The organism is Kurthia populi (assembly GCF_042686175.1).
GTDB lineage: Bacteria > Bacillota > Bacilli > Bacillales_A > Planococcaceae > Kurthia > Kurthia populi.
On record NZ_JBHUOR010000122.1, the window covers coordinates 1 to 23365 of the forward strand.

The 23365-nt window shown below is 38.5% G+C and carries 25 protein-coding genes and 2 riboswitches; of the genes, 19 read left to right on the forward strand and 6 right to left on the reverse strand.

The window, feature by feature from the left end:
• Nucleotides 1–61 precede the first annotated feature (61 nt).
• The gene (locus ACFSY7_RS13970; protein WP_380148246.1) at nucleotides 62–1237 is read right to left on the reverse strand and encodes a ribulokinase; all 1176 of its coding nucleotides are present in this window, start codon (nucleotides 1235–1237) and stop codon (nucleotides 62–64) included.
• A gap of 321 nt (nucleotides 1238–1558) precedes the next feature.
• Between ACFSY7_RS13970 and ACFSY7_RS13975 the strand changes: the two genes are divergently transcribed.
• A complete protein-coding gene (locus tag ACFSY7_RS13975; RefSeq protein WP_126989902.1) occupies nucleotides 1559–1825 on the forward strand; it encodes a hypothetical protein in 267 nt (88 codons plus the stop codon).
• A 105-nt stretch (nucleotides 1826–1930) separates the two neighbouring features.
• Nucleotides 1931–2824 carry a 3-hydroxyacyl-CoA dehydrogenase gene (locus ACFSY7_RS13980; RefSeq protein WP_126989901.1) on the forward strand — a complete coding sequence of 298 codons (894 nt, stop codon included), beginning with the start codon at nucleotides 1931–1933 and terminating at the stop codon, nucleotides 2822–2824.
• 54 nt (nucleotides 2825–2878) lie between these two features.
• Here the strand turns inward: ACFSY7_RS13980 and ACFSY7_RS13985 are convergent, their stop codons facing one another.
• Entirely contained in the window at nucleotides 2879–3358 is a 480-nt protein-coding gene (locus ACFSY7_RS13985; protein ID WP_126989900.1) for a hypothetical protein, read from the reverse strand.
• 108 nt (nucleotides 3359–3466) lie between these two features.
• Here ACFSY7_RS13985 and ACFSY7_RS13990 point away from each other — a divergent pair, with 108 nt between their 5' ends.
• The 5 genes from ACFSY7_RS13990 to ACFSY7_RS14010 all read left to right on the forward strand — a co-directional run bounded on the left by ACFSY7_RS13990 (nucleotide 3467) and on the right by ACFSY7_RS14010 (nucleotide 8210).
• Nucleotides 3467–4663: an NAD(P)/FAD-dependent oxidoreductase gene (locus ACFSY7_RS13990; protein WP_380148247.1), complete on the forward strand. Its 1197-nt coding sequence runs from the start codon at nucleotides 3467–3469 to the stop codon at nucleotides 4661–4663.
• 208 nt (nucleotides 4664–4871) lie between these two features.
• Nucleotides 4872–5675, forward strand: coding sequence for a hypothetical protein (locus ACFSY7_RS13995; RefSeq protein ID WP_126989898.1), 804 nt, complete (start codon nucleotides 4872–4874; stop codon nucleotides 5673–5675).
• A gap of 142 nt (nucleotides 5676–5817) precedes the next feature.
• Nucleotides 5818–6000, forward strand: coding sequence for a hypothetical protein (locus ACFSY7_RS14000; protein WP_126989897.1), 183 nt, complete (start codon nucleotides 5818–5820; stop codon nucleotides 5998–6000).
• Nucleotides 6001–6124: 124 nt separating this feature from the next.
• The gene (locus ACFSY7_RS14005; protein ID WP_126989896.1) at nucleotides 6125–6817 is read left to right on the forward strand and encodes a response regulator transcription factor; all 693 of its coding nucleotides are present in this window, start codon (nucleotides 6125–6127) and stop codon (nucleotides 6815–6817) included.
• On the forward strand, nucleotides 6810–8210 hold the full coding sequence (locus ACFSY7_RS14010; RefSeq protein ID WP_380148248.1) for a sensor histidine kinase: 1401 nt from the start codon (nucleotides 6810–6812) through the stop codon (nucleotides 8208–8210). Before ACFSY7_RS14005 ends, ACFSY7_RS14010 begins: the two co-directional genes overlap by 8 nt.
• Before the next feature lie 94 nt (nucleotides 8211–8304).
• On the opposite strand, the gene ACFSY7_RS14015 is transcribed toward ACFSY7_RS14010, so the two are convergent.
• Nucleotides 8305–9537 (reverse strand): hypothetical protein, encoded by a 1233-nt coding sequence (locus ACFSY7_RS14015; protein WP_380148249.1) that lies wholly within the window; start codon nucleotides 9535–9537, stop codon nucleotides 8305–8307.
• Between the two features lie 106 nt (nucleotides 9538–9643).
• Between ACFSY7_RS14015 and ACFSY7_RS14020 the strand changes: the two genes are divergently transcribed.
• The 8 genes from ACFSY7_RS14020 to ACFSY7_RS14055 all read left to right on the forward strand — a co-directional run bounded on the left by ACFSY7_RS14020 (nucleotide 9644) and on the right by ACFSY7_RS14055 (nucleotide 16201).
• Nucleotides 9644–10303 (forward strand): response regulator transcription factor, encoded by a 660-nt coding sequence (locus ACFSY7_RS14020; RefSeq protein ID WP_380148250.1) that lies wholly within the window; start codon nucleotides 9644–9646, stop codon nucleotides 10301–10303.
• Between the two features lie 2 nt (nucleotides 10304–10305).
• The gene (locus ACFSY7_RS14025) at nucleotides 10306–11568 is read left to right on the forward strand and encodes a sensor histidine kinase (protein WP_380148251.1); all 1263 of its coding nucleotides are present in this window, start codon (nucleotides 10306–10308) and stop codon (nucleotides 11566–11568) included.
• Between the two features lie 112 nt (nucleotides 11569–11680).
• Nucleotides 11681–11788, forward strand: a riboswitch (TPP riboswitch).
• Between the two features lie 50 nt (nucleotides 11789–11838).
• A riboswitch (TPP riboswitch) is annotated at nucleotides 11839–11930 on the forward strand.
• Between the two features lie 64 nt (nucleotides 11931–11994).
• Nucleotides 11995–12669 (forward strand): ABC transporter ATP-binding protein, encoded by a 675-nt coding sequence (locus ACFSY7_RS14030; RefSeq protein ID WP_380148252.1) that lies wholly within the window; start codon nucleotides 11995–11997, stop codon nucleotides 12667–12669.
• Complete coding sequence (locus ACFSY7_RS14035; protein ID WP_380148253.1) at nucleotides 12666–13409, forward strand: ABC transporter permease; 744 nt, start codon at nucleotides 12666–12668, stop codon at nucleotides 13407–13409. The genes ACFSY7_RS14030 and ACFSY7_RS14035 overlap by 4 nt, the downstream gene beginning before the upstream one ends.
• A complete protein-coding gene (locus ACFSY7_RS14040; protein ID WP_380148254.1) occupies nucleotides 13406–14410 on the forward strand; it encodes an ABC transporter substrate-binding protein in 1005 nt (334 codons plus the stop codon). Before ACFSY7_RS14035 ends, ACFSY7_RS14040 begins: the two co-directional genes overlap by 4 nt.
• Before the next feature lie 95 nt (nucleotides 14411–14505).
• A complete protein-coding gene (locus ACFSY7_RS14045) occupies nucleotides 14506–15045 on the forward strand; it encodes a GNAT family N-acetyltransferase (RefSeq protein ID WP_380148255.1) in 540 nt (179 codons plus the stop codon).
• A gap of 78 nt (nucleotides 15046–15123) precedes the next feature.
• The gene (locus ACFSY7_RS14050; protein ID WP_380148256.1) at nucleotides 15124–15696 is read left to right on the forward strand and encodes an MGDG synthase family glycosyltransferase; all 573 of its coding nucleotides are present in this window, start codon (nucleotides 15124–15126) and stop codon (nucleotides 15694–15696) included.
• Nucleotides 15623–16201: a hypothetical protein gene (locus ACFSY7_RS14055; protein WP_380148257.1), complete on the forward strand. Its 579-nt coding sequence runs from the start codon at nucleotides 15623–15625 to the stop codon at nucleotides 16199–16201. Before ACFSY7_RS14050 ends, ACFSY7_RS14055 begins: the two co-directional genes overlap by 74 nt.
• 51 nt (nucleotides 16202–16252) lie before the next feature.
• On the opposite strand, the gene ACFSY7_RS14060 is transcribed toward ACFSY7_RS14055, so the two are convergent.
• Nucleotides 16253–17689, reverse strand: coding sequence for an aspartate ammonia-lyase (locus ACFSY7_RS14060; protein ID WP_380148258.1), 1437 nt, complete (start codon nucleotides 17687–17689; stop codon nucleotides 16253–16255).
• Between the two features lie 315 nt (nucleotides 17690–18004).
• Between ACFSY7_RS14060 and ACFSY7_RS14065 the strand changes: the two genes are divergently transcribed.
• The 4 genes from ACFSY7_RS14065 (at nucleotide 18005) to ACFSY7_RS14080 (ending at nucleotide 20987) form a co-directional block, all read left to right on the forward strand.
• Entirely contained in the window at nucleotides 18005–19648 is a 1644-nt protein-coding gene (locus ACFSY7_RS14065) for an FAD-binding dehydrogenase (protein WP_380148259.1), read from the forward strand.
• A 14-nt stretch (nucleotides 19649–19662) separates the two neighbouring features.
• The gene (locus tag ACFSY7_RS14070; protein WP_380148260.1) at nucleotides 19663–20046 is read left to right on the forward strand and encodes a hypothetical protein; all 384 of its coding nucleotides are present in this window, start codon (nucleotides 19663–19665) and stop codon (nucleotides 20044–20046) included.
• 70 nt (nucleotides 20047–20116) lie between these two features.
• Entirely contained in the window at nucleotides 20117–20521 is a 405-nt protein-coding gene (locus tag ACFSY7_RS14075; RefSeq protein ID WP_380148261.1) for an NUDIX hydrolase, read from the forward strand.
• Complete coding sequence (locus ACFSY7_RS14080) at nucleotides 20511–20987, forward strand: SdpI family protein (RefSeq protein ID WP_380148262.1); 477 nt, start codon at nucleotides 20511–20513, stop codon at nucleotides 20985–20987. The genes ACFSY7_RS14075 and ACFSY7_RS14080 overlap by 11 nt, the downstream gene beginning before the upstream one ends.
• Nucleotides 20988–21046: 59 nt before the next feature.
• On the opposite strand, the gene ACFSY7_RS14085 is transcribed toward ACFSY7_RS14080, so the two are convergent.
• Nucleotides 21047–21373, reverse strand: a complete 327-nt coding sequence (locus tag ACFSY7_RS14085) for a thioredoxin family protein (protein ID WP_126989887.1) — start codon at nucleotides 21371–21373, stop codon at nucleotides 21047–21049.
• 267 nt (nucleotides 21374–21640) lie between these two features.
• Complete coding sequence (locus ACFSY7_RS14090) at nucleotides 21641–23338, reverse strand: DUF5776 domain-containing protein (protein WP_380148263.1); 1698 nt, start codon at nucleotides 23336–23338, stop codon at nucleotides 21641–21643.
• Nucleotides 23339–23365 lie beyond the last annotated feature (27 nt).

The following is a 23365-nucleotide window of genomic DNA, read 5'->3' on the forward strand; positions in this document are numbered from 1 at the left end:
TCTTTTCAGCAAATTAGTACTGGCAGAATCATTGGGTTCGCATTCATCCCCTCCCTACTCACTACGTTCCTTGAGGGAGCGGTATTCTGCGAAGAAATGATAAAATAGAGCGTGTACCATTATGCCAATCAAGTGCCATTAAGCCACTTTCACCAGGCTTTAGTGTCGCTGCGCGCTTCTCCAATTGTTCATGTGTATTTTGTGGTGCAAATGTCTGAACAAAGCTTGCAAATAAATCCCCAACAGCAGGTTGTCCAGCCTCATATCCATAAAGGCCTGGGATAATCGAATCTTTTACGACACCGGAAATGCCTTCAATCTCATGCAGCTCTTCATGCACCATCAAATGACAAGTAGAGGTGCCCATGACCATTAATAATGTGCCGGATTCATGAACGCCTGCGCCAATAACACCCGCATGTGCATCAATAATACAAGTAGCAACCGCAATACCCGCTGATAAGCCAAGCCTTGTTGCCCAATCAGCGGTCAAGGTTCCTGCACAGTCACCAATTTTTTTCACGGGCGCTGTTAATTTTTGTTCGATTGTTTGACCAAGTAGGGCATCTACTTGTGAAAAATAGTCAGACGGGAAGCCATCTTCCTCTGTCCAACATGTTTTAAAGCCAAGTGCACAATTATTTTTCGTGAAATTTTGTGTTAGTTGCCCAACAATCCAATCCCCGGCCTCAATAAAATGAGCAGCAGCGTCGTAAATTTCAGGGGCTGCGCGAAATGTTTCAATAATTTTTGGGATAGCCCATTCTTCGGAAATAGTAGAGCCAAGTTGTCGGAACCAGCGTGCGTTTTGTTGCTGTGCAATCGTATAGAGCTCATCTTTAATAGGAAGAGAGAGCTGATGTTTCCAAAGCTTTACATAAGCATGATGATTTTTCGTAAATTCAGATTGGAAGCAAAGCGGTTCATAACAAGCATCAACGGGTAAAATTGTCGATGAAGTGAAATCAAAACCAATACCGATAATTTGCGATTTTGTAATAGTCGTTTTATGAAGCACCTGGGGAATACCTTGCGTTAGCACATCCACATAATCTTGGGGATCTTGAATAGCTGCACCAGATGGCAACGTATATGGAATTCGTTCATCTCCTTCTGTAATGACATGATGTGCATAAGGAATGACAGCGCTCGCTATTAATTTTCCGTTGACGGCATCAACGAGTAGTACACGACCAGATTCCGTACCATAATCAACACCAATTACATAGTTTGTCATAGTCAACAACTCCTTAAATAAACTTATTTATAACAATAGCATAATAGGGAAAAAATGTATCTTTATCTTAATTGTAGTAAAAAAATTAAAAAAATAATTTTTTTAGGTTTTATTTATTATCATAAGGGGTAAAAAAATAACTTGATAATATTATGAGTAAAGTAGCGTTTAATTTTGTAGAAGTATAATATGAAGTGATTATTTTTGGGTAGTTTTGGAATATTTATTATAAAAAATAACTATTTAGTGGTATTTAAGTCTTTATTTTATAAATATTTAATGTTATTATATAACTATAAAAAGGGAAAAGGATGTAAGCATATGAATACGAAAGTTGAAAAAAGTGATTTGTTTTTCCTACAAGATAATCGTCTATCGCTTGCAGCTAAAGGCTTATTAATGTATTTACTCGTTAATCCCGAAGAGCGGTATGCTAATTGTGAGAATTGGTTATTGGATTCTAATAATACAGCAGATGAAATGGAAACGATTTTTTGTGAACTTGTGCGTTTTGACTATATTTTAGTGAAAGAAAATCATTTAAAATTATCCTTTCTTAGCGAAAAGTATGAGGAAGTAAAAATCTAATTATTAATTATGAAAGCAAGGTAAGTAATTACTTGCTTTTTTATTTTGAGCGATTTAAAATAGAGTTGTAAGTAAATACTAACTTTTTTCAAAGGAGCGATTTTTATGTCATATAAAAACGTAACAATAGCAGGTAGCGGTGTTTTAGGTAGTCAAATTGCATTCCAAACAGCTTTCTTCGGTTTTAATGTAACCGTTTATGATATTAATGATGCAGCAATCGAGCATGCAAAACAATTATTTGCAAAACATAAAGAAACATATGCAGCTTATTTCAAAGATGAGGCGCGTGCACAGCAAGCATTTGAAAGCTTAAACTATTCAACTGATTTAGCTGAGGCGGTAAAAGATGCCGATTTAATCGTAGAGGCCGTACCAGAACGTATGGATATTAAAAAAGGTTTCTACGAACAATTAGCGCAAGTAGCACCAGAAAAAACAGTCTTTGCATCAAATTCATCAACAATGCTTCCAAGTCAATTTGCAGAATTTACAGGACGTCCTGAAAAATTCTTAGCACTACACTTTGCAAATGAAATTTGGCATAATAACACGGCTGAAATTATGGGGCACCCAGGAACAGATGCACAATATGCAGAGCAAGTAGTCGAATTTGCACGCGAAATTGGCATGATTCCATTCCATCTTCATAAAGAACAACCAGGCTATATTTTAAATTCATTATTAGTGCCATTTTTAGATGCAGGGATGCAGTTATGGGCAAAAGGCGTAGCAGATCCTGAAACAATCGATAAAAACTGGATGATTGCGACAGGTGCACCACGTGGACCATTTGCTATTTTAGATGTTGTAGGCATGGAAACACCTTATAATTTAAACTTAGCAAAAGCTGCAGCAGGTATTCCAGGTACAAAGGAAATTGCTGAAAAATTAAAAACGGAATACATTGATCAAGGTAAAATGGGCATCAATGCAGGAGAAGGATTTTATAAATATCCCAATCCGTCTTATGCAGCACCAGATTTCTTAAAAAAATAAACGTATACAAAAAAAGCAGGAATCGCCTAATTTGCGGTTCCTGCTTTTTATTCATTAAAATTCATATTTTTCACGACTTGTTGATTTCGCTGGAAGTAATAGAGAAATTAAGCCAAGGAAGATAATAAATCCTACAAACGTAAACATATTAAAGTAAATGCTTGTTGAATAGGCATTAATCATTGAAAAGAAGACTTCATTTTGTTGGCTATTTAATGCATTTTTTAATTGGAATGCATCTCTTATCGTACGGAAAAAAACAACGATTGATAAGACACCATAAAGTACAGTCAAGATGATACGTGTACGCGGACTGAAAATGCGATGAAAGTCACGAAGTAATAATACGGCGACAACCGCAAAATAGACAATGAAAATAAAGCCTAATTGAAAGTAAAAGCCATTGTATAAGCCATCTGCATTCGCTTTATATAAATCAATATCAAAATCTGGTGTTAATACGTTCATACTTGCCCAGACAAAGATGGTCGCCAATCCTGTGAAAAACATGGTGATGTATAAAATTAGTTTCAAAATACGACCCTCCATTCTGCTTTGCTTCTATAGTATAACAAAAACAATTATGTATTTTTAGGCATTTTCAAAAAGAATTTGTGGAATAGAATAACTGAGGTGATAATTATGAATTTAACAAATGGTCATTTATTTTGGCCGACGACAACGGCACCACTTACCGTTCCTAAGATAAAACCAAAAGCACACTATGATGTCATTATTATCGGCGCTGGTATGAGTGGTGCATTATGTGCCTATGAGCTGACGAAACAAGGCTACGACGTCTTATCCATCGATAAACGTCATATAGCAGAAGGTAGCACAAGTGCAAATACAGGATTACTTCAGTATAGCAATGACATTATGCTAGTTGATTTGGCGGAACAAATTGGTGAAGAAGATGCCGTTTTGTTTTATCGATTATGTGAACAAGCCATGCAAGATTTAACGACGCTTGCAACGTCACTTTCTCGTAACACAGATTATATTGAACGCCCTAGTATTTATTACGCTTCAACGGCTGAAGATGTTCCACGTTTGCAAAAAAATTATACATTATTAAAAAAGCATGGTTTTGAGGTAGCCTATTTAGATCGACAGGCGCTCGCTAACGAGATGCCATTTAAAAAAGAAGCCGCTTTAAAAACATATGGCGATGCAGAAGTAAACCCAGTGAAGTTTGTACAGGCATTATTTTCAGATGCCAAGCATGATATCGTCGAAGAATGCGAGGTAACTGCTACTTATTCGGAGGAAACCCAGGTGCGTGTTGAGACGTCTAAAGGAACGTTTCATGCCAAGCACGTCATTCACACGACAGGCTATGAAACGCCAGTTGTTGGAAAACGGATTGGGGCAGCAATTCATCGTTCATATGTCGTTGTGACGGAGCCTATTAATGAGCAGCTATGGCAGGACGATGCGCTTATTTGGGAAACAGCACATCCGTATTTATATATTCGAACGACAGTTGATAACCGCTTAATTATAGGAGGGCTTGATGAGGATATTGCAGTGCCTCCGACAGATAAAGCCATTCAGCAGCATGCTGAAAAGCTTTTAAAAGAGGCAAGGGAATTGTTTCCGTCATATGACTTAAAAGCGGCGTATGCATACGGTGCTACATTTGGTGAATCGTATGATAACTTACCGTTTATTGGCGAACATCCAACGAAAAAACGTCAATATTATTTATTAGGCTATGGTGGTAATGGCACTGTTTATTCGATGATGGGTGCAAAAATGATAACGTCCTTCATTAAAGGAAAAGAGCCTGTCGGTGCTCATATCGTACGATTATCACGTACAAATGGCGTGCGATAAAAATATTGTAGTATATTATAAAAAGTTGTTAAACGACTGTAATATCCTTGTTAATAATGATATATAAATGATATTTCTTGCTTGAAAAGTAGTGTTATTGTTAGAAAAATACCATTTCATTTCGGTATATACTTATTATTGCGACAGAATGTTCTTTGTGTAAAAACGAAATTACAGGTATACTACAAGAGGAAATGGAGTGAAACTTATGCAAAAAATGATGCTTTTAACGGCAGTAACCGTTGCAATGTTAGCAGCTTGTGGCAACACGTCCGATAGTTCTAGCGCTGACAATGAGCAAGCACCAGTGACTCAAACAGCCGAGGAATCTTCAAGTGCGTCTACTACAAAATCGGAGGATGCACAGTCTGAAGCGGATGAGAAGCAAGAAGAGTCCACAACATCCGATAGCAAGGATAGTAGTGCATCAGAGAAAGAAGCTGTAGCGGATACATCTTCAAAAGAGGAAAAGACTACTAAAGAAGAAACGAAAGAAACAGCAACAACGGAAGAAGAAGAGGAAGTCGAAACTGTCAGTGGTGAAACAGCTACAGAAACAGTGAAAGCCGATTTAACCAAACCATTAAGCTTAAACGAAGATGCAACAGATGATTCAATCGTTATTTACGATATGAACGATGAACAATTTATTACAACACGTGTAGATTATTCATATGCTGCAGAAGGTTCTCAAACGAAAAAAATCTTAATGACCTTATATGATCGCTATTATACGACATACTTCAATAATTACGCTGTATCAAAAGATGAGAAAAAAATCATTCTTGATTTTAATGGTCAAGGAATGTTAGAAAATAATTTTGTTTATACAAATGAAAACTATGTAGAAATCATTACCTCATTATTTGCGAATTTCCCTAAGCTTGAAACCATTCAATTTAAAGTAGATGGTCAAGTAACAGAACTTGATAACTTCACGGAAACATCACGCGCTGATTGGAAGAAAATGCTTGAGCAAAATGATTACACATACAATGTTGTAGAAAATTAATAACTTATGGATAAAGTGTGGAGCCGTTACAAAGAGTTTGTGACAGCACCACGCTTTTTTTAATTCATTTTAAATGAACCGCTGCTTTTGTATCGCTTGCTATTTATAATAGTAGTAATAATGTATGAATGGAGAGATAAAGATGTCTACGAAACAAATGTTAATCGGAATGTTTGTTATGGCCATTGTGACCTTTGTAGCCGTTTATTTAACCGCTATTTTTGAAAATGTTTGGATTTGGGGCGTCTGGTTCATGCTGATGGTGTTGTTGGTCGCGTGGACTGCCTTTATTAAACCAAAATGGAAAAAATCATCACAATCGTAGAGAATGGAAACGTGAGGATTCTCTTTAATGAAAGCCAAAATCGTTGTGATTTTGGCTTTTTCTTATAGAAGAAAATAAAATAATGAAAAGAATTACGTTATACTTGTGAGAAGGAGTGATTAACATGCGATTACTAATTGCAGAAGATGAAGTATTAATGCAGGAACTATTAACGTTGCACTTAAGTCCAGAGTATGATGTCACAATCGCTAAGGACGGGGCAGAGGCGCTTGAGAAAATTAATTTAGAAACATTTGATGCAATTTTATTAGATATTATGCTGCCGTATGTAGACGGCTTTACGTTATGTGCAGAAGTACGTCGTATGGGGCAGACACCGATTTTAATGCTAACAGCTCGCACAGAGGTAGAGGACCGCGTACGTGGCCTCGAGCTTGGTGCAGATGATTATTTAGTGAAGCCATTTGATTTTGCAGAATTGAAGGCGCGTATTCATGCATTAATCCGCCGTGCGACCATGCAGGAGGAGAAGGATGAATCGATTATCCAATATGGCTCATTTAAAATGGATATTCAGTCCTTCAGTGTACAGGTCGATGGTCAAAAAATTGACTTTACAGTAAAAGAGTTTGAATTGTTGAAGCAGCTTGCTTTAGCACCGAATCAAGTATTTACGCGTGATGATTTGCTGCATTTATTATGGGATGAGGAACATGAGCGAGACGGACGCGCAATTGATTCGCATGTAAAAAATGTACGTTATAAAATGAAAAAAATCGGTGCGCGCACAAAGCTAATTAAAACGGTTTGGGGTCTTGGCTATCAATTTGATATGCCAGAAGATGCGCATGTTTAATCGTGTCGGTTTTAAATGGGGCGCACTTATTATGGCACTTTTCTTTATTATTTTAGTGCCGCTCGCCGTGCTAATTGATCGTATTTTTGCAAATGTTTATACCGATTATGTAGATGCCTCTGTTGAGAAAGCGGCGACACGAGCTGTTATGCAACTTGAAAAAGAGGATAAGCTAGAGCCGGAACGCATTAATTTAATGCTCAGCTTAAGTGACGATGCCATTATCGTATTCGATAAAAACGGCAAAATTTTATCCCGCTCGGCTTATGAGTTTTTTGAGCAAGATACCATTGACTCGCAGTGGCGAAAACCGCTTGAAGCCGGACAAAAATCTTATACAGGAAGCCGTACCGAAAATGCTACTGGCGCGCGCTTTCATTATGTAGGAAAACCTTTACTAAAAGATGGCGAATATAATGGTGGGGTCCTAGTCATGTCAAATGTCACAAGCTGGTATGAAACGATGAGCCAGATTCGCTATTGGACGCTACGCGGTATTTTAATGGCGATTTTATTAGCGCTTGTGTATACGATTTTAGTGTCGTGGAAATTATCACGTCCACTTGTTGATATGACCGAGGCTACGCGTAAAATTGCCAAAGGGCAGGATACGAAGGTCACGGTTACGAGTAAGGATGAGCTTGGCATTCTCGGTGAGTCCATTAATGATTTAAGTGTGGAGTTAAATAACTACCGAAAAAACCGAAGTGAACTACTGGCGAATATCTCACATGAGCTACGGACGCCGGTATCTTACTTACAAGGCTATGCACAACTTATTGAAAATGGACAGTATCGCTCTGAGGAAGAGTTGAAAAAATATGCGCATATTATTGATCAGGAATCCATTCGTTTATCTAAATTAATTCAAGATGTTTTTGACCTATCAAAAATGGAAGAAGGCATGATGACATTTTATAAACAAGCGGTTGATATTGAAGAATTACTAGAAGATGCCGCAGATAAAGTTCGTTTAAAGGCACATCAAAAAAATCTAGCCTTAGAGGTTGCGATTCAAGGGCCGCTTCAAGACATAGAAACAGACGGTATGCGCTTTGAGCAAATCATTATTAATTTACTGCAAAACGCGGTTAACTATACGCCGCAGGGAACGATTACACTGCGTGCATTTGAGCAAAAATCTACACTAATTATTGAAATAACTGATACAGGTGTTGGTATTCCAGCAGAGGATATTCCCTTTATTTTTGACCGCTTCCACCGGGTTGAAAAATCACGTGTTCGCGATAAGGGGGGCACAGGCCTTGGCCTAGCGATTGTTAAAGCGTTAACGGAAGCATTAGATGGTGCTATTACAGTCGAAAGTAAGGAAAATATCGGTACTACCTTTAGATTGTCATTTCCCATTCATACTTTTTCCACAAATAGCTAGTATGATAATAATATAAACTCATGTGACTCCACCCCCGGATGCCATGGATAGAAAAACACGCACCTACGTCAGGAATAGGTGCGTGTTTTTTCGTTTAAAAACTTTCGGTAATTAGATCATCAATTGTTAATTCTTTTAGCATGTGCTTAAAAGCCTTTGTGGCAGCTGGAGAGGCACACATCGTAATTGTAGCGGTTTCTAAATCAATATTTTGTGCAAGGTCTTGAGCGGTTAAGCGTTGTTTTGTACCTTCTCTTGTGACATAAGGGTAGTAGTGGAATTGTGGTTGTGTCCGTTGTAGTTGGCGGAAGTAGCCATCTAATGCCAAGTCATCCATCGTACGAACAGACCAATAAAGATGAAATGGCACGGACGGTTGCTTTTCCCATACGTTGACGGCTGCTAAAGCAGGTGTCACACCACTACCACCTGTAATATAAATCAGTGGTTTTTCAAAGGATGGTAAGCTGTCATAGCCCTTTGAAATATAAAGTGGTGTCCCGGTTTTAAGAGCTGCTAATTGATTTGTAAAGCGACCCACTTTTTTGACGATAAACGTATAGTTCGAATCCTGTTTATCAACAATTGTTAATGGATGCTCCAAAGCGCCCTTGCGTAGCCAAACCGTTTGACCAATAGAAAGTGATTGAGCTGTTGTTACAGTGAGTTCTATCATTGACGAACTTAATGGCTGTACGTTGACAACAGCAGCGTTCGCAGGGCGAATTTTTGCATAAAGCATAGGAATGTAAAAACCAAGCGCGATGACTAAGTAAAGTGCATATAAGCTACCCGCAAGTGGAGCCCCGAGTGCAATGTTGATAAACACGACATGGAGACCCATTAATACGATGGCTACGAGATTGAAATGATGAATCCATTTTATCCAATCATAGCGAATAAATGCGCTTTTTTTGATAGCTGTTTGAATCATGCTTGGTGTGTAAAGAAGCCATTTTTTTGCAAGAAATAAAACACTCAGACCGGCAATAATCAGAAAGATTGTTTGAGCATTACCACCATAACTTGCGGCCTGGTGTGTCGCATGTGAGTGATGAACAAAGCCTTCTGCCTGATTGTGTAAAAGAATTGCGCCAACCCCAACAACAGCTAATATACGGTGTGCTTTTTGACCAAGGTGATAGGCAATAAAACGAGGGCGCGCTCCTAGAAATAATACAAAGCTTAATGAGCTAAAAGCAATTGCTCCAAGTGTGACGGCAATTATATTCCAAAAATTTAGCGAATTAGGCTGTAAAACAAGTTGCCAAATGATGAGTGGAAGTGGTAAAACACTAATAAGAGCAGTTAATTGTGTGCGAGTCATAAGGCATCCATCATCCTTTCCGTTAGTAGATATACCAAGTATAACGGTGGAAGCTGTTGAAATAATAAAAGAAAGCTGAAGATTTGCTGAAAAAAGGGGGCGTACGATGACGAAAATTTTAGTTATTGACGATGAGATGAGTATTACACAATTTTTGCAAATGGGTTTGGAAGCAGAAAACTATGATGTTTCGGTTGCAAATGATGGTATGAACGGTATTCAATTAGCGAAAAATACGGTGCCAGATGTTGCGATTGTTGATATTATGATGCCGGGAATGAATGGCTATGAGGTGTGTCATTTATTAAAAAAACATGTGGGCTGCCAAGTTATTTTATTATCAGCAAAAGGAGAAGTCGAAGATCGTGTGAAGGGCTTAAATGCATTGGCTGATGATTATATGACGAAGCCCTTTAGCTTTGAGGAGCTATTAGCTAGAATTCAAGCGCGTTTGCGTAATGTAAATATACAGCAAGAGGAAAGTATTTTACTAATTGACGAGAAGCAAAAATTAATTATTTATAAGGGAGAGCCGCTGCAATTAACACGTACAGAATATAAGCTATTACATTATTTTATTGAGCATCCACAGACTGTATTATCAAAAGAAGCTATTTTGAACGCGGTATGGGGCTATGATTATTTTGGTAGCGTCAATGTTGTAGAAGTATATATGAAAACATTACGACAAAAGCTCGGAGATACAGAGCATACGATGTTACAAACCGTGCGTGGCTTTGGCTACAAATTGGATATACGCCTATGAGTATGCGTAAACAGCTCATTTGGCGTACCGTAGTTATTTTTATTATTTTGTACGGCTGCCTTGCACTTTTATTAGGCGCGATTTTTAAATATTCGATGCATGTTGAACAACAGCAATTAGTAGATGGAGCAGTACAAAATATACAGTTCAATGATCAAAAAGTGACGGAGGAATCGCAGCACTTTTTAGCACAGCAATTTCCGACAGCTAAGGTGGTTATTGATGGACAGCAAATTTTAGCACTTCGTGGGCCGCATCATGCTACAACGGATACCCGCGTTTTTGAGCAGCAACAACAAGGGCATCATGTTGAAATCTCCTTTCCATTACATGAGGAAAATGAATTAATGATGACACAATTAATGATTTTTACAAGTGTGGTTGCAGTGCTATTTATCATAGCATTCCTTTTTTACCGGCGTATAATTGAGCAAACATTGGCACCATTAAATGCACTAAATACGCAAGTACGGCAATTGTCGGCAGAAACAATGCATGACAAAGTAGCTGTGCCTCATGCGCCACTTGAAGTGAAGGAGTTAGAGCAATCTGTACAGCATATGCAAGACCGTCTACAAAGTGCTTTTGAAAAAGAATATGCTACGCAGCAAATGTTGCAGCAATTTGTCTCAGATGCATCACATGAATTAAAAACGCCATTAACTTCTATACAGGGTTTTACAGAAATATTGCTACGTTCACCACTAGATAATGTACAACAAATACGGCAGTCTATTGAGCAGATTCGCACGCAGGCAACACGCATGACAAAACTAACGGAGCATTTATTACAGCTTGCTCATTTAGACCGTGAAGAACCCTTACAATGTGAAGAAATTTCACTTGATGACTTACTTGAAGACCTAGCACCTATATTAAATATGTTGAATGAAAATTATACGATTCATTATATGCTACAGTCTCCATTACCGATTTCTGTAGACGTCATGAAGATTCAACAAGTAATCTTAAATCTTGTTCAAAATGCTATACGCTACAGTCCTATAAATACGACTGTGACGATAAAAACATATGGTTATACCGTAGAAGTGCTTGATGAAGGAGAAGGCATCGCATCAGCGCATTTAGCGCATATTTTTGAACGTTTCTATCGTATTGATAAGCACCGTGCTCGTCAATCTGGTGGAGAAGGGTTGGGCTTGGCGATTTGTAAATCAATTATGGAGCAGCACGGTGGACAAATTCGTGTTGCAAGTACAGTAGGAGTAGGTACTTGTTTTACGCTTATATTCCCTTTTAAATAAAGCTTTTTATTAAAATATAAAATTATACAAATGATGGTAGCAATAAAACCTTTTTGAGCAACCCATTGTCATTCAATTATTATCGTGATATACTCCTTGATAATCACATACAAAAAGATGCTAGGAGTGCTGATGTTGTCAGCCGAGAAATTCACGCAATGAATTAATCCTTGAACCTGATCTAGTTTGTACTAGCGTAGGAAAGCGTTGATTGATTCATATGATCACGTCCCATGCCGGAATTCTAGGCATGGGACGTTTTTTAATTTCATTTACCACTAGGGGTGCTGTAAAAGGCTGAGATGAAACCCTTATGACTTGAATTAGGTAATGCTAACGAAGGGAAGTGGGTTCTATTTACAGACGCATGTAGAGCCATTTCCTATAGGAAATGGCTTTTTTGTTGTGATGAAGGAGGAATGGATAATGGTTGTCGCAATGGAAGATGTATATTTTTCATACAATGAGAAGGTAATTTTAAGTGGCTTAAATCTACACATAAAAGCGGAGGAGTTTATTAGTATTGTTGGTGCAAGTGGTTGTGGGAAGAGTACGGTATTTCGTTTACTACTAGGACTTGAGCAACCACAGCAGGGTGTGATTAAAAAACCTGGAAAAATAGGTTATATGCCACAGCAACATCAGCTTATGCCATGGCGAACAGCGCTTGACAATGCGATTGTTCCTTTAGAATGTCAGGGGATTAAGAAGAAAGAGGCTCGTAGGCAAGCACAGCAATTTTTTATACGGTTTGGATTAGCGGATTATGAGGATAAAAAGCCACATGAATTATCAGGTGGCATGCAGCAGCGCGTAAGCTTTATACGAACTCTTTTAACAGGAGCGGACGTATTGTTGTTAGATGAACCATTCAGTGCACTAGATGCGCTTACACGCAAGGATTTACAGCAGTGGCTAAAGGATATTGTGAAAGTAGAAAAAAAGACCATTCTTTTTATTACACATGATATTGATGAAGCTTTGTTTTTATCAAATCGTATTTTTGTGGCGACAACACAGCCAATTGCAGCATTCGAATGCATGGACTCGTCAGTCTCAAAACAACAAATTTATGCCAAGATTGGTGGTGCTATGGTATGAGAAAAATGCTACCGCCATTAATTGTAATGCTCGTTTTACTAGCCGTGTGGGAATGGCTTGCACATTTGATTGCCTCACCTTATATTTTACCGTCACCGCGACAAATTATTGAAAAGATATGGCTACTACGAGAGCCACTCTTCATGATACATCTACCGGCGACATTAGCCATTATTGCGATTGGTTTAGTTATTTCACTTGTGTTAGGTATAGCTCTTGCATTAGTAATGGATGCTAGTGCTTGGCTAGAGCGCGCTTTTTATCCGCTTCTTGTCGTCTCACAAACGATTCCAACGACGGCCCTTGCACCTATTTTTGTGCTGTGGTTTGGTTATAGCATTTGGAGTAAGGTGCTTGTGACCGTCCTAATTGCTTTTTTCCCCATTGCGATGAATACTTTTGATGGCTTGCGCAGTGTGAAAAAAGGGCAGCTAGAGCTTCTGCAGACATTCGGTGCAAGTCGTTGGCAACAATTTTGGAAATTAAAAGTACCAAGTGCCATCCCATCCTTTTTTACGGGTTTAAAAATTGCTGTTCCGCTGACGGTAATTGGTGCTGCGATTGGTGAATGGTTAGGGGCTCAGTCCGGACTAGGTTACTTTAGTAAACGTATGATGACACAAATGGATGGGGCAGGTGTGTTTGCACCGATTGTTGTGTTATCACTACTAGCGATTGTTTTTGCTACGATAATGACAATAATTGAAAAAAAATATATTACGTGGAGGAAAGAAGCATGAAGAAAATAATGATGTTATGTATTTTAAGTGTTTGTTTGATGCTAGTAACTGCTTGCGGAAGTAGTGATAAAAAAACAGCAGCTGATGGGCTACAAGAGGTAACACTCGTACTTGATTGGTATCCTAATGCTGTACATAGCTTTATTTATGCTGCTGAGGAAAAAGGCTATTTCAAAGAAGAGGGGATTCGCTTAAACATCCAATACCCACAAAATGTGACGGACCCATTGACATTGACTGCTGCCGGCAAAGCAACGGTGGGGATTTATTATCAGCAAGATGTTGTGCGAGCGCGTGCAAATGAGGACATCCCTGTAAAATCAATTGGACCGATTGTACGCGAGCCATTAAACCATATTATTGTCCTGGATAAAGAAAAGACGATTCAATCACCGAAGGATTTAGAAGGAAAAACAATTGGTTATGCAGGAAGTGACCTGAGTGAAGCTTATGTAAAATCTATGGTAAAAGCAGATGGCGGGGACCCAGAGAAAGTGACGATGCAAGATGTAGGCTTTGATCTTGTACCAGCACTGATTACGAATAAAGTGGATGCGCTTAGTGGTGCGCTTATTAATCACGAAGTGCCCGTAATGGAGGAGAAGGGATTTCCGACACGTACGTTTAACCCCGCGGATTATGGGGTGCCGAATTATTATGAACTGTTATTTGTATCCGGGGACAAGACAATTGAAGAAAATCCAGCACTACTAAAAGCATTTTTACGTGCTTCTGAGAAAGGCTACGCTTATATGAAGAAGCATCCACAACAAGCATTAAATCTATTAATAGCGAAACAAGATAAAGAAAACTTCCCATTATCACCTAAAGTAGAAAAGAAAAGCTTACAAATTTTAATGAATACGATGGAGCAAAAAGAAGCTGCCTTTTTATCTGACAGTACAGATGTATGGCAACAGCAAATTGATTGGATGAGCGAACAAAAAATGATTACGACTAAACCACAGCCAACGGATTTATTTGTGAACTTATTAAACTAATATCTTTGAAAGAAGCTGGGCAAATATCTCCAGCTTTTTTTGTGTGTAAACGGGTATAGAAATAAGACAATTAAAGCAAGGGTGGGGAAGAATAGATGAATTTATTGTCAAAACGGATTCGCTTACGTGACGTAACAGTAATGGATATTCCAGCGATTCACCAGTATGCGTCATTAGAGGCTGTATCACGTTATGAGCCGTGGGGACCTAATTCATTGGAAGAAACAACGGAATTTGTTACAGAGGCTATGGTGGATGCTGCGGAGAATAAACGAGCGCGCTTTTGTCTTGTTGTAGAGTACAAGGGTCAAGTTATTGGAGCGGGTGAGTTACGTGTTACAGACTGGTATAATGAATGCGCAGAAATCGGCTATGTGTTACACCCAGCTTACTGGGGACAAGGATTTGCGACTGAAATTGCGAATATTTTACTGGCATTTGGCTTTGAACAGCTAGATATGCATCGTATTTTTGCGACCTGTGACCCTGAAAATATTGCTTCCTTTAAGGTAATGGAAAAGGTCGGTTTTCAATCAGAGGGGCGAATCCGTGACCACATGCGTATAAATGGTGGCTGGCGGGATTCTCTTGTTTACAGTATGCTGAGCGACGAATGGCAAGGAGTAAAAAATTAATAAAAAATTTGAAAAATTCAGCAGATTTTCAGGTTGTCACGATATAGTAGAGGCACCAACTGAAAGGGTGTGGAAATCATGATTTTATTCTTACCTTTTTTACAAATGAAATCTGGTCATCATCAAGCAGCAGAAGCATTAGCAGCGAAAATTAAAGAACGTTACCCTCAAGAAAGCGTAGAAAAAATTGATATTTTAAATTATACATTTCCAAGGCTAGAGCGTGTGGTTACAGCAACTTATTTAAAGTGGATTCATTATTCACCAGCAAGCTATCATCACTTTTTTGAAAAGCAATTTCATCGCCAACAATATGTATTTAAACCATTCGAGCCATTTGAAAAAAAGATGTTACAGACACTTTACGCATTGATCCTTGTGAAAAAGCCACAATATATTATCTGTACACATAGTTTTCCGTCAAGACTTGTTGGATTATTAAAACGTCAATATGGTCTTACTGTGCCATTGATTAATGTATATACAGATTTTTTTGTTGATAGTGTTTGGGAAAAACAATTAGCAGATTTGCATATGGTTCCTTCTACAGAATGTGCTGTTGAATTGATGCAAGATTATGGGGTTCAAATCCCACCAAATTTTAGTATCTGGTATTCCAGTGCATCCACGTATTGTAAAAACAATAGCTAGAACAGTTAGTCAACAGCCACATATTTTAATTGCTGGGGGCAATTTAGGATTAATTGATAAGCATGTAATCACGCAGCTTCAAAATTCAACGATGCGTTTTTCCATCTTATGTGGAGATAATAAGAAGCTATATGATGTTATTACTTCTTGGCATTTACCAAATGTAGAGCCTTTACGGTATATTACAAGTCGGGATGAAATGAATGCACTCTATGATAAAGTGGATGCGCTGTTATCCAAACCAGGTGGTGTTACAGTATCTGAAGCATTAATGAAAAAGCTACCCCTTTTTTCAAACTATGCACTACCGGGTCAGGAACGACTAAATTTAACTTATTTAACTCAACATAATCTTATTTTTGAAGTATCTGGCCCGAATATGTTGCAACAAATTCAAGAAGTATTGGAAAATAGTGAACAGATGCTTAGATTTCAACAGGCAGTTCAAACATATTATCAACAATTGGGTATTTTAAATACAGAAAGACAATATGTTGCACAATAAAAAACCCCAAAAGTCGTCATGTTAACGACTTTTGGGGTTCAGCTATTTTATTTATTTTAAACCTTCGTGGTGTGTTGCGCGATATTTCGCAAGGTCACCAGATATCCCAGGTGTTGTTAAACCGTATGGGCTAAGGATTTTGTCGATTTCTTCCGGTGTGAAGTGACCGTATTCAACACATAGCTCACGTACAGATTTACCTGTTGCAAGTGCTTCACGTGCGATACGAGAAGACGATTCGTAACCGATATATGGTGATACAGCTGTAATAATACCAATGCTGTTTTCAACATAAGCAAGTAAACGTTCTTTGTTTGCTTTGATATCTTTTAGGCAGTATTCTGTAAATACTTCAAATACATTGTCCATAATTTGTAGTGATTGTAGTAGGTTATAAACAAGTACAGGTTCCATCACGTTTAATTCAAATTGACCCGCTTCAGAAGCCATTGAAATCGTTAAATCATTTCCTGCTACTTGGAATGCTACTTGGTTCATTACTTCAAGCATTACAGGGTTTACTTTCCCTGGCATAATTGAAGATCCTGGTTGACGTGCAGGTAAAATTAATTCACCTAGACCAGCAGTTGGGCCAGAAGCCATCATACGAATATCATTTGAGATTTTTGACATGTTTAGCATACACACTTTTAATACAGATGATACTTCTGTGTAAACATCGGTGTTTTGTGTACCATCGATTAAGTTTTGCGCTAATGCATATGGATAGCCTGTATTTTTGCGTAGGAAGTTAATCGCAAGCTCACGGTATTCTAAATCAGCATTTAAGCCTGTACCGATTGCCGTTGCACCAAGATTGACTGTTAATAAGCTTTCTTGTGCTTTTTTAATACGTGTAATATCACGACCAACAACTGCTGCATAGGCTTCAAATTCTTGGCCTAAACGAATTGGCACAGCGTCTTGTAAGTGTGTACGACCCATTTTGACAATATCATCAAATTCTAGTGATTTTGCGACAAATGTATCTTTCATTTTTTTCATTGTTTTGCCTAATTTTTGAATCATTGAATGTGCTGCAATGTGAATTGCTGTAGGGAATGCGTCATTTGTTGATTGTGCCATATTTACATGGTTGTTTGGGCTAATGATGTCGAAGCGACCTTTATCATAACCTAAAATTTCAAGAGCACGGTTAGCGATGACTTCATTTGTGTTCATATTAATTGAAGTACCGGCACCGCCTTGGATTGGATCCACAACAAATTGTTCGTGCCACTGCCCGTTAATAATTTCATCACATGCTTCAATCATTACGTCTGCAGTAGATGGTTTTAATTGATGTGTTGCTGCATTTGCTTGGGCAGCTGATTTTTTCACGATAGCCATTGCACGAATTAATTCAGGGTGAATCGTATACCCTGTAATTGGGAAGTTTGCTTTTGCACGCATTGTTTGTACGCCATAGTAAGCTGTGTTTGGAATTTCTAATTCGCCTAAAAAGTCATGTTCTTTACGTGTATCCATAGTAGTGTGTCAAGCGAATTACTCGCTGACTGTCACCTCTCTTTGTCATAGTAGTTATCATTGTCACATACTAAGTGTAACGCGTTTAGTTGTTAAAAACCGTGTTGTTTATGTAAAAGCTATTACAGTACTTAGGATGCATTTTTCTCTCACCATTACGCTAACGTTTTTTGGAAGCGTTATCAACTAATTCGCTTTAAAAAATTCACATTTTCGTAACTTATCTCATTCTGGCATAGTATTAATCTTTTTTCAAGATATATAAAGGAATTTCTACATAAAAAAGCGAATTTAATACGAAAAGGGGGCTACAACATGAAATACGATGTCATTATTATTGGTGCAGGTCTTGCAGGTTTAGTGACAGCAACTGAATTGATCAATCGAGGAAAAACAGTTTTATTATTGGATCAAGAAGGCGAACAATCTTTAGGAGGCCAAGCTTTTTGGTCCTTTGGTGGCGTATTTTTAGTTGATTCACCTGAGCAAAAACGTCTAGGGGTAAAAGATAGCTTTGAGCTTGCTTGGAAGGACTGGCGCCATACAGCAGGATTTGATCGTGTTGAAGATGAGGATAGTTGGGCGGTTCAATGGGCACATGCCTATGTTGAATTTGCGACACATAAAAAATATACGTATTTAAAGGAAAAAGGTGTACGCTTTTTCCCTGTAGTCGGCTGGGCCGAACGTGGGGCGATGCTACCGGGCGGCTATGGAAATTCCGTGCCGCGCTTTCATATTACATGGGGAACGGGACCAGGACTTGTCGAGCCATTTAAAAAATCTGTGCTTGAAGCGAGAAATCGCGGGCAATTAACCTATCTAGCGAGGCACCAGGTGACGGAACTTATCATGACGGAGCAGGGTGTGTGCGGTGTTCGAGGGAATATTTTAGTGCAAGACACCGCGGAGCGTGGTAAAGCGACCTCTCGCGCAGTTGTACGGCCATTTCACTACGACGCGGATGCGGTTGTCATTGCATCTGGGGGCATTGGCGCGAATTTGGAGCTTGTACGTCAAAACTGGCCTGATCGACTTGGAAAAGCGCCTGAAACAATGATTGCCGGTGTGCCTAATTATGTAGATGGTAAAATGCTTGAGCTAGCAGAGAAGCATGGTGCGCGTATCGTTAATAAAGATCGGATGTGGCATTATACGGAAGGCTTACGCAATTTTTCACCGATTTGGGACAATCATGGCATTCGAATTTTACCAGGACCGTCCTCATTATGGCTTGATGCAGAGGGGAATCGTTTTGAAGCACCAAATTATCCAGGCTTTGATACGTTGTCAACGCTTGAAGCGATTGGCAAAACGGGCTATGATTACTCATGGTTTATTTTAACGGAGGAAATTATCGAAAAAGAATTTGCATTATCCGGCTCAGAGCAAAACCCGGACTTGACGAATAAGCGGTTACTTGAGGTACTACAGCGTGTGAAAAAAGGGGCACCAAAACCTGTGCAGTCATTTATCGACAATGGTGTGGATTTTGTCGTAGCGGATGGTGTCAAAGAGCTAGTAGCGGGAATGAATAATTTAGTAGGCAATGAATTGCTCGATTTTTTATCAATTAAGGAGAAAATTTTGAGTCGTGATGACGAAATTGTGAATAAACAATCGACAGACCCACAAATTCAAATAATTTATCACGCAAGACGCTATATCGGTGATAAAATAGTACGCGTAGCAAAACCACATAAACTATTAAGCCCAGCTAGTGGGAAACTTATTGCGGTACGTCTTAATATTTTGACGCGCAAGACGCTTGGAGGATTACAAACTAATTTAAACGGTGCCGTACTAGATCAACAGCAGAATGTCATCAATGGCTTGTACGCAGTAGGTGAAGCGGCAGGATTTGGTGGCGGAGGTATCCATGGCTACCGTTCCTTAGAAGGAACCTTTTTAGGTAGCTGTATTTTCACCGGATATACAGTTGGGCGCGCCATACCATAGGGGGAATAAATGAAATGAAGAAATTTAGCTTATTATTTGTATTAAGTCTTATACTTGTTATACTTGCAGCATGTAGCCAAGAAGAACCAACACAAACATACGATTTTAAAGCTACAAACAGTGATTGGGATACGAGCTATTCAGTTGTTCAAGAGCCATCAGTAGGTCAAAAACAATATGAACTAAGCATTAAGTATGTTGGTACAGGAGATTTACCAAAACAAGTTGGTTATGAGCTAGCAGATGAAAAAATTGCCGGAACAGGCGAGTTATTAGTAAACAATTCCATTAAAAAAACGGATTCATGTAATGAATGTACATTAGCAACGGAAGAAGATAAAACATTGACACTTACTTATGATGGAAAGCAAGAAACGCTTGTTTTGAAAAAACAATAATGTGATTAGAGTGTAGACAAATATGTCTATACTCTTTTTTGTGGTATAATTTGGTAAAAGGGTGTGCAAGATGCATAAACGGAGCGCGATTATTTTAATCGAACAAAGCTGTGTCGCGTTAATTAAGCGTGTTAAAAATGGACGTCGCTATTATACATTTCCTGGTGGGAAGGTAGAAGAGGGTGAAACGGTGGAAGCCGCAGCAAAAAGAGAGGCGTTTGAAGAGCTTGGGTTAGTTGTTGAAATTGGAAATTGCTTGATTACCATTCCTTATAATGGTACACAATATTATTATTATGCCACGCGTCAAAGTGGAGTTTTTGGCCAGGGGACAGGCGAAGAGTTTGTTGATATGCGAGCAGAGGATACATATGAAGCGGTGTGGATGCCACTTCATATGTTACGCCAACATGACATTATTCCGGTAGAGGTTGTTGAAAAAGTACTCGAACAGGAGGGGTTATATGAGACCTAAAATAAAGCTTGAAAAATCAATTCCCGAAAAAATTGCGAATAGTATTGGCTATGCGGCTATTTTATTTTTAATCATATTTTTCTTCGCAAAAATGAGTACGTTACCCGCAGAAATTCCGATGCATTACAACGGGAATACGGTTGACCGTTACGGCTCTAAATGGGAAACAATCGCTCTTATCCTTATTGCTATTGCAACGCAAATAGGCCTAGAATTTTTAGAGCGTAAACCACAGTTACATAATTATCCAGCACGTTTTAACGAAGAAAATGCCGAGGAATTTTACCGTGCAAGTTCGCAAATTTTAAACTATACAAAAAATACAATCGCGGTTCTGATGGCTTTCATTATGTATGAAATTCTGACTCTACAAGAACAGCTTTCACCGCTGTTTTGGATATTAATTGCATTGGTTATTGGATTATCCATTTGGGGCGTTATGAAAATGAGTCGTATTGGTAAATAATTAAAAAGGCGTATCATGAAGTAGACAATTACGACTCCATGATACGCCTTTAGTATGTTTTATTGACCGTCTATTTCTGAACGGAGCATCGGTTCTAGTTGCTCAAGTGGAATATGACCAACAAGTGGCTCATACATCGAATTATTTAAAATGACACGTGTATGAGGAATACCCATGACATCAAACTTTTCGGAAATCTCTGGATGTTCGTCAACATTGACTTTCAATACTTGAATATCGTCGTTGTTATCATCTAGTTGTTCAAGTACTTCTGCGAACATGCGGCAAGGTCCGCACCAAGTTGCCCAGAAATTTAATACGACCATTTTATTCGTCGCAACTTGTTCATTTATTTGTTGTGGATTTGTTATGTGTAAAATTGACATCTGTTTGCCTCCTAAATACGCTTCTTGAGCTAGTGGTATCATAGCACCAAATGAAAATAAGATGCAATAAAACTGTTTAAGCTGTATATACAAAAGAAGCGGCTTTGACATACGTGTAAAAATAACCGCTCCTATAAGCATAAGAAAAACCGGAATCGCGCAGTGGCGTAGTTCCGGTTTTTCGTTACGAACGCTAAAAAAGGAGAATAACATGTTTTGTCCCAGTCTTTTTTGCGAACCTATCCTCAAATTGAGTCAAGTATAGTTTTATTTGAATCTTGTTTTTAATGAGCTAATATACGTGCCATCTGTCGTTTTAAAGCGTGGGACACCATCTTTACTAAATTCAACACCTGCAATTTGTACAGTTGTACCAATTGGAAGTGCTTTTACTTTTGTAATTAAGTTTACATCGCTGAATTCAGATAATTTTACAAGTGTTGTGACGGATGATGGGAAGTCACTTGTGTAATAATATTGTTTCACATTTTCTGGCACGACTTGTGTATGTGTTTTTAACGCAGTCATGTATTTACCACCTGTTGTTTTTAAGAACGGTGTGCCCGCATCAGTGTATTCGATGCTATCAATTGTAAATGTACGATCAATACCATATTGTTTGTAGATGCTCTTACGTGCGAAGTCATTATAAAGTGTTTGTTCTTTTAATGTTAATACACGTTCAGGAACGTCTGTAATGTATTTTTCAATATCTGCACGTACTTTTTGTACATATTGTTTATTTGCTGAAATATAGCGACCATCTGATAATTCTAAGCGCGGTGTGCCACCTTCAGTGAAATCAACGCCTGCAATTGTTAACACAGAGCCTTCAACTGCTTTTCCGACACGTGTAGACGTATTAAAGTCTACATTATCGTATAAGTTTGCGTCTTTTTTCAGAAGGATTTTTCCAGGATTTAGATAATAAAAGCTATCATAGCTTGCGACAATCTTTTGCATATAAATTTTGTTTGCTGAAATGTATTTATTTGTTCCGATTTTAAGACGTGGGACACCAGTAGAGGTATAATCAATACCTTGTACCTCTACTACAGTATCCTTTTCTAAGGTACGGATTTTTTTGCTAGCTGTGAAAGTTGTACTTTTATAAACGCCCGCATCTTTTTTCAATATAACGTTCTTTGGATTTTTCGTGAAAAATTTCGTTAAATCGATGTCATTACCTGCTTGTGTGACAAGTGAAGATTTACCGCGAATATCATTTAATTCTTGGTTTGGATGTAAACGGTTTAAATCGACATAGCCGCTAATACCGCTTACAATACCTTGGTCTGTGTATTGCCATAGATCATAGTTGTAAGCTGGTGCTGTGCTGCCGTAACGTGGAATCCATACGAAATCGGCTTTTGATGTATCTAAATTTAATTGGTTATATAAGTGATGTGCAATGTAAAGACCTACTTTTTTATCTGTATATTTTCGTAGTTCATCCACATAGGCGTTGATGATTGTACGCATGCTTTCACCAGATGTACCGGTCATCTCTTCAACATCAATTACATACATTTGCGCATCTTTATCTGCACGATTATAAAAATCGCGTGCTTCTTGTCTCGCATCAGAGCTTGAGACGGCTAAACTGTATGAATAAACGCCGAAGGGTACGCCATTTGCTTTTGCTTGTTTTTCGTATGTACTATGCATGTAATCCTCAACAGAACTACCGTATTGTGTACGAATAATAGCGAAATCAACTGTTTTTGACACTTTTGCCCAGTCGATATTACCTTGCCATTTTGATACATCGATTACGGTTTCGCCTGTCGCCATTGTACGTGCTTTAGATGTATCGGTTGTATCTGTGACAAAAGACTTACCTTCCCATTTCACTTGACCATCTGGTTTTGCGGGTGATAATGTTTCGGCATTTGCTGCCATGGGAGCCGTTAATGCTGAGGCTAGCAGGGCAGCGACGCTCGTGGTACGTAGTAAACTTTTCATATTCTAAACAAACCTCCTAGTATTCTT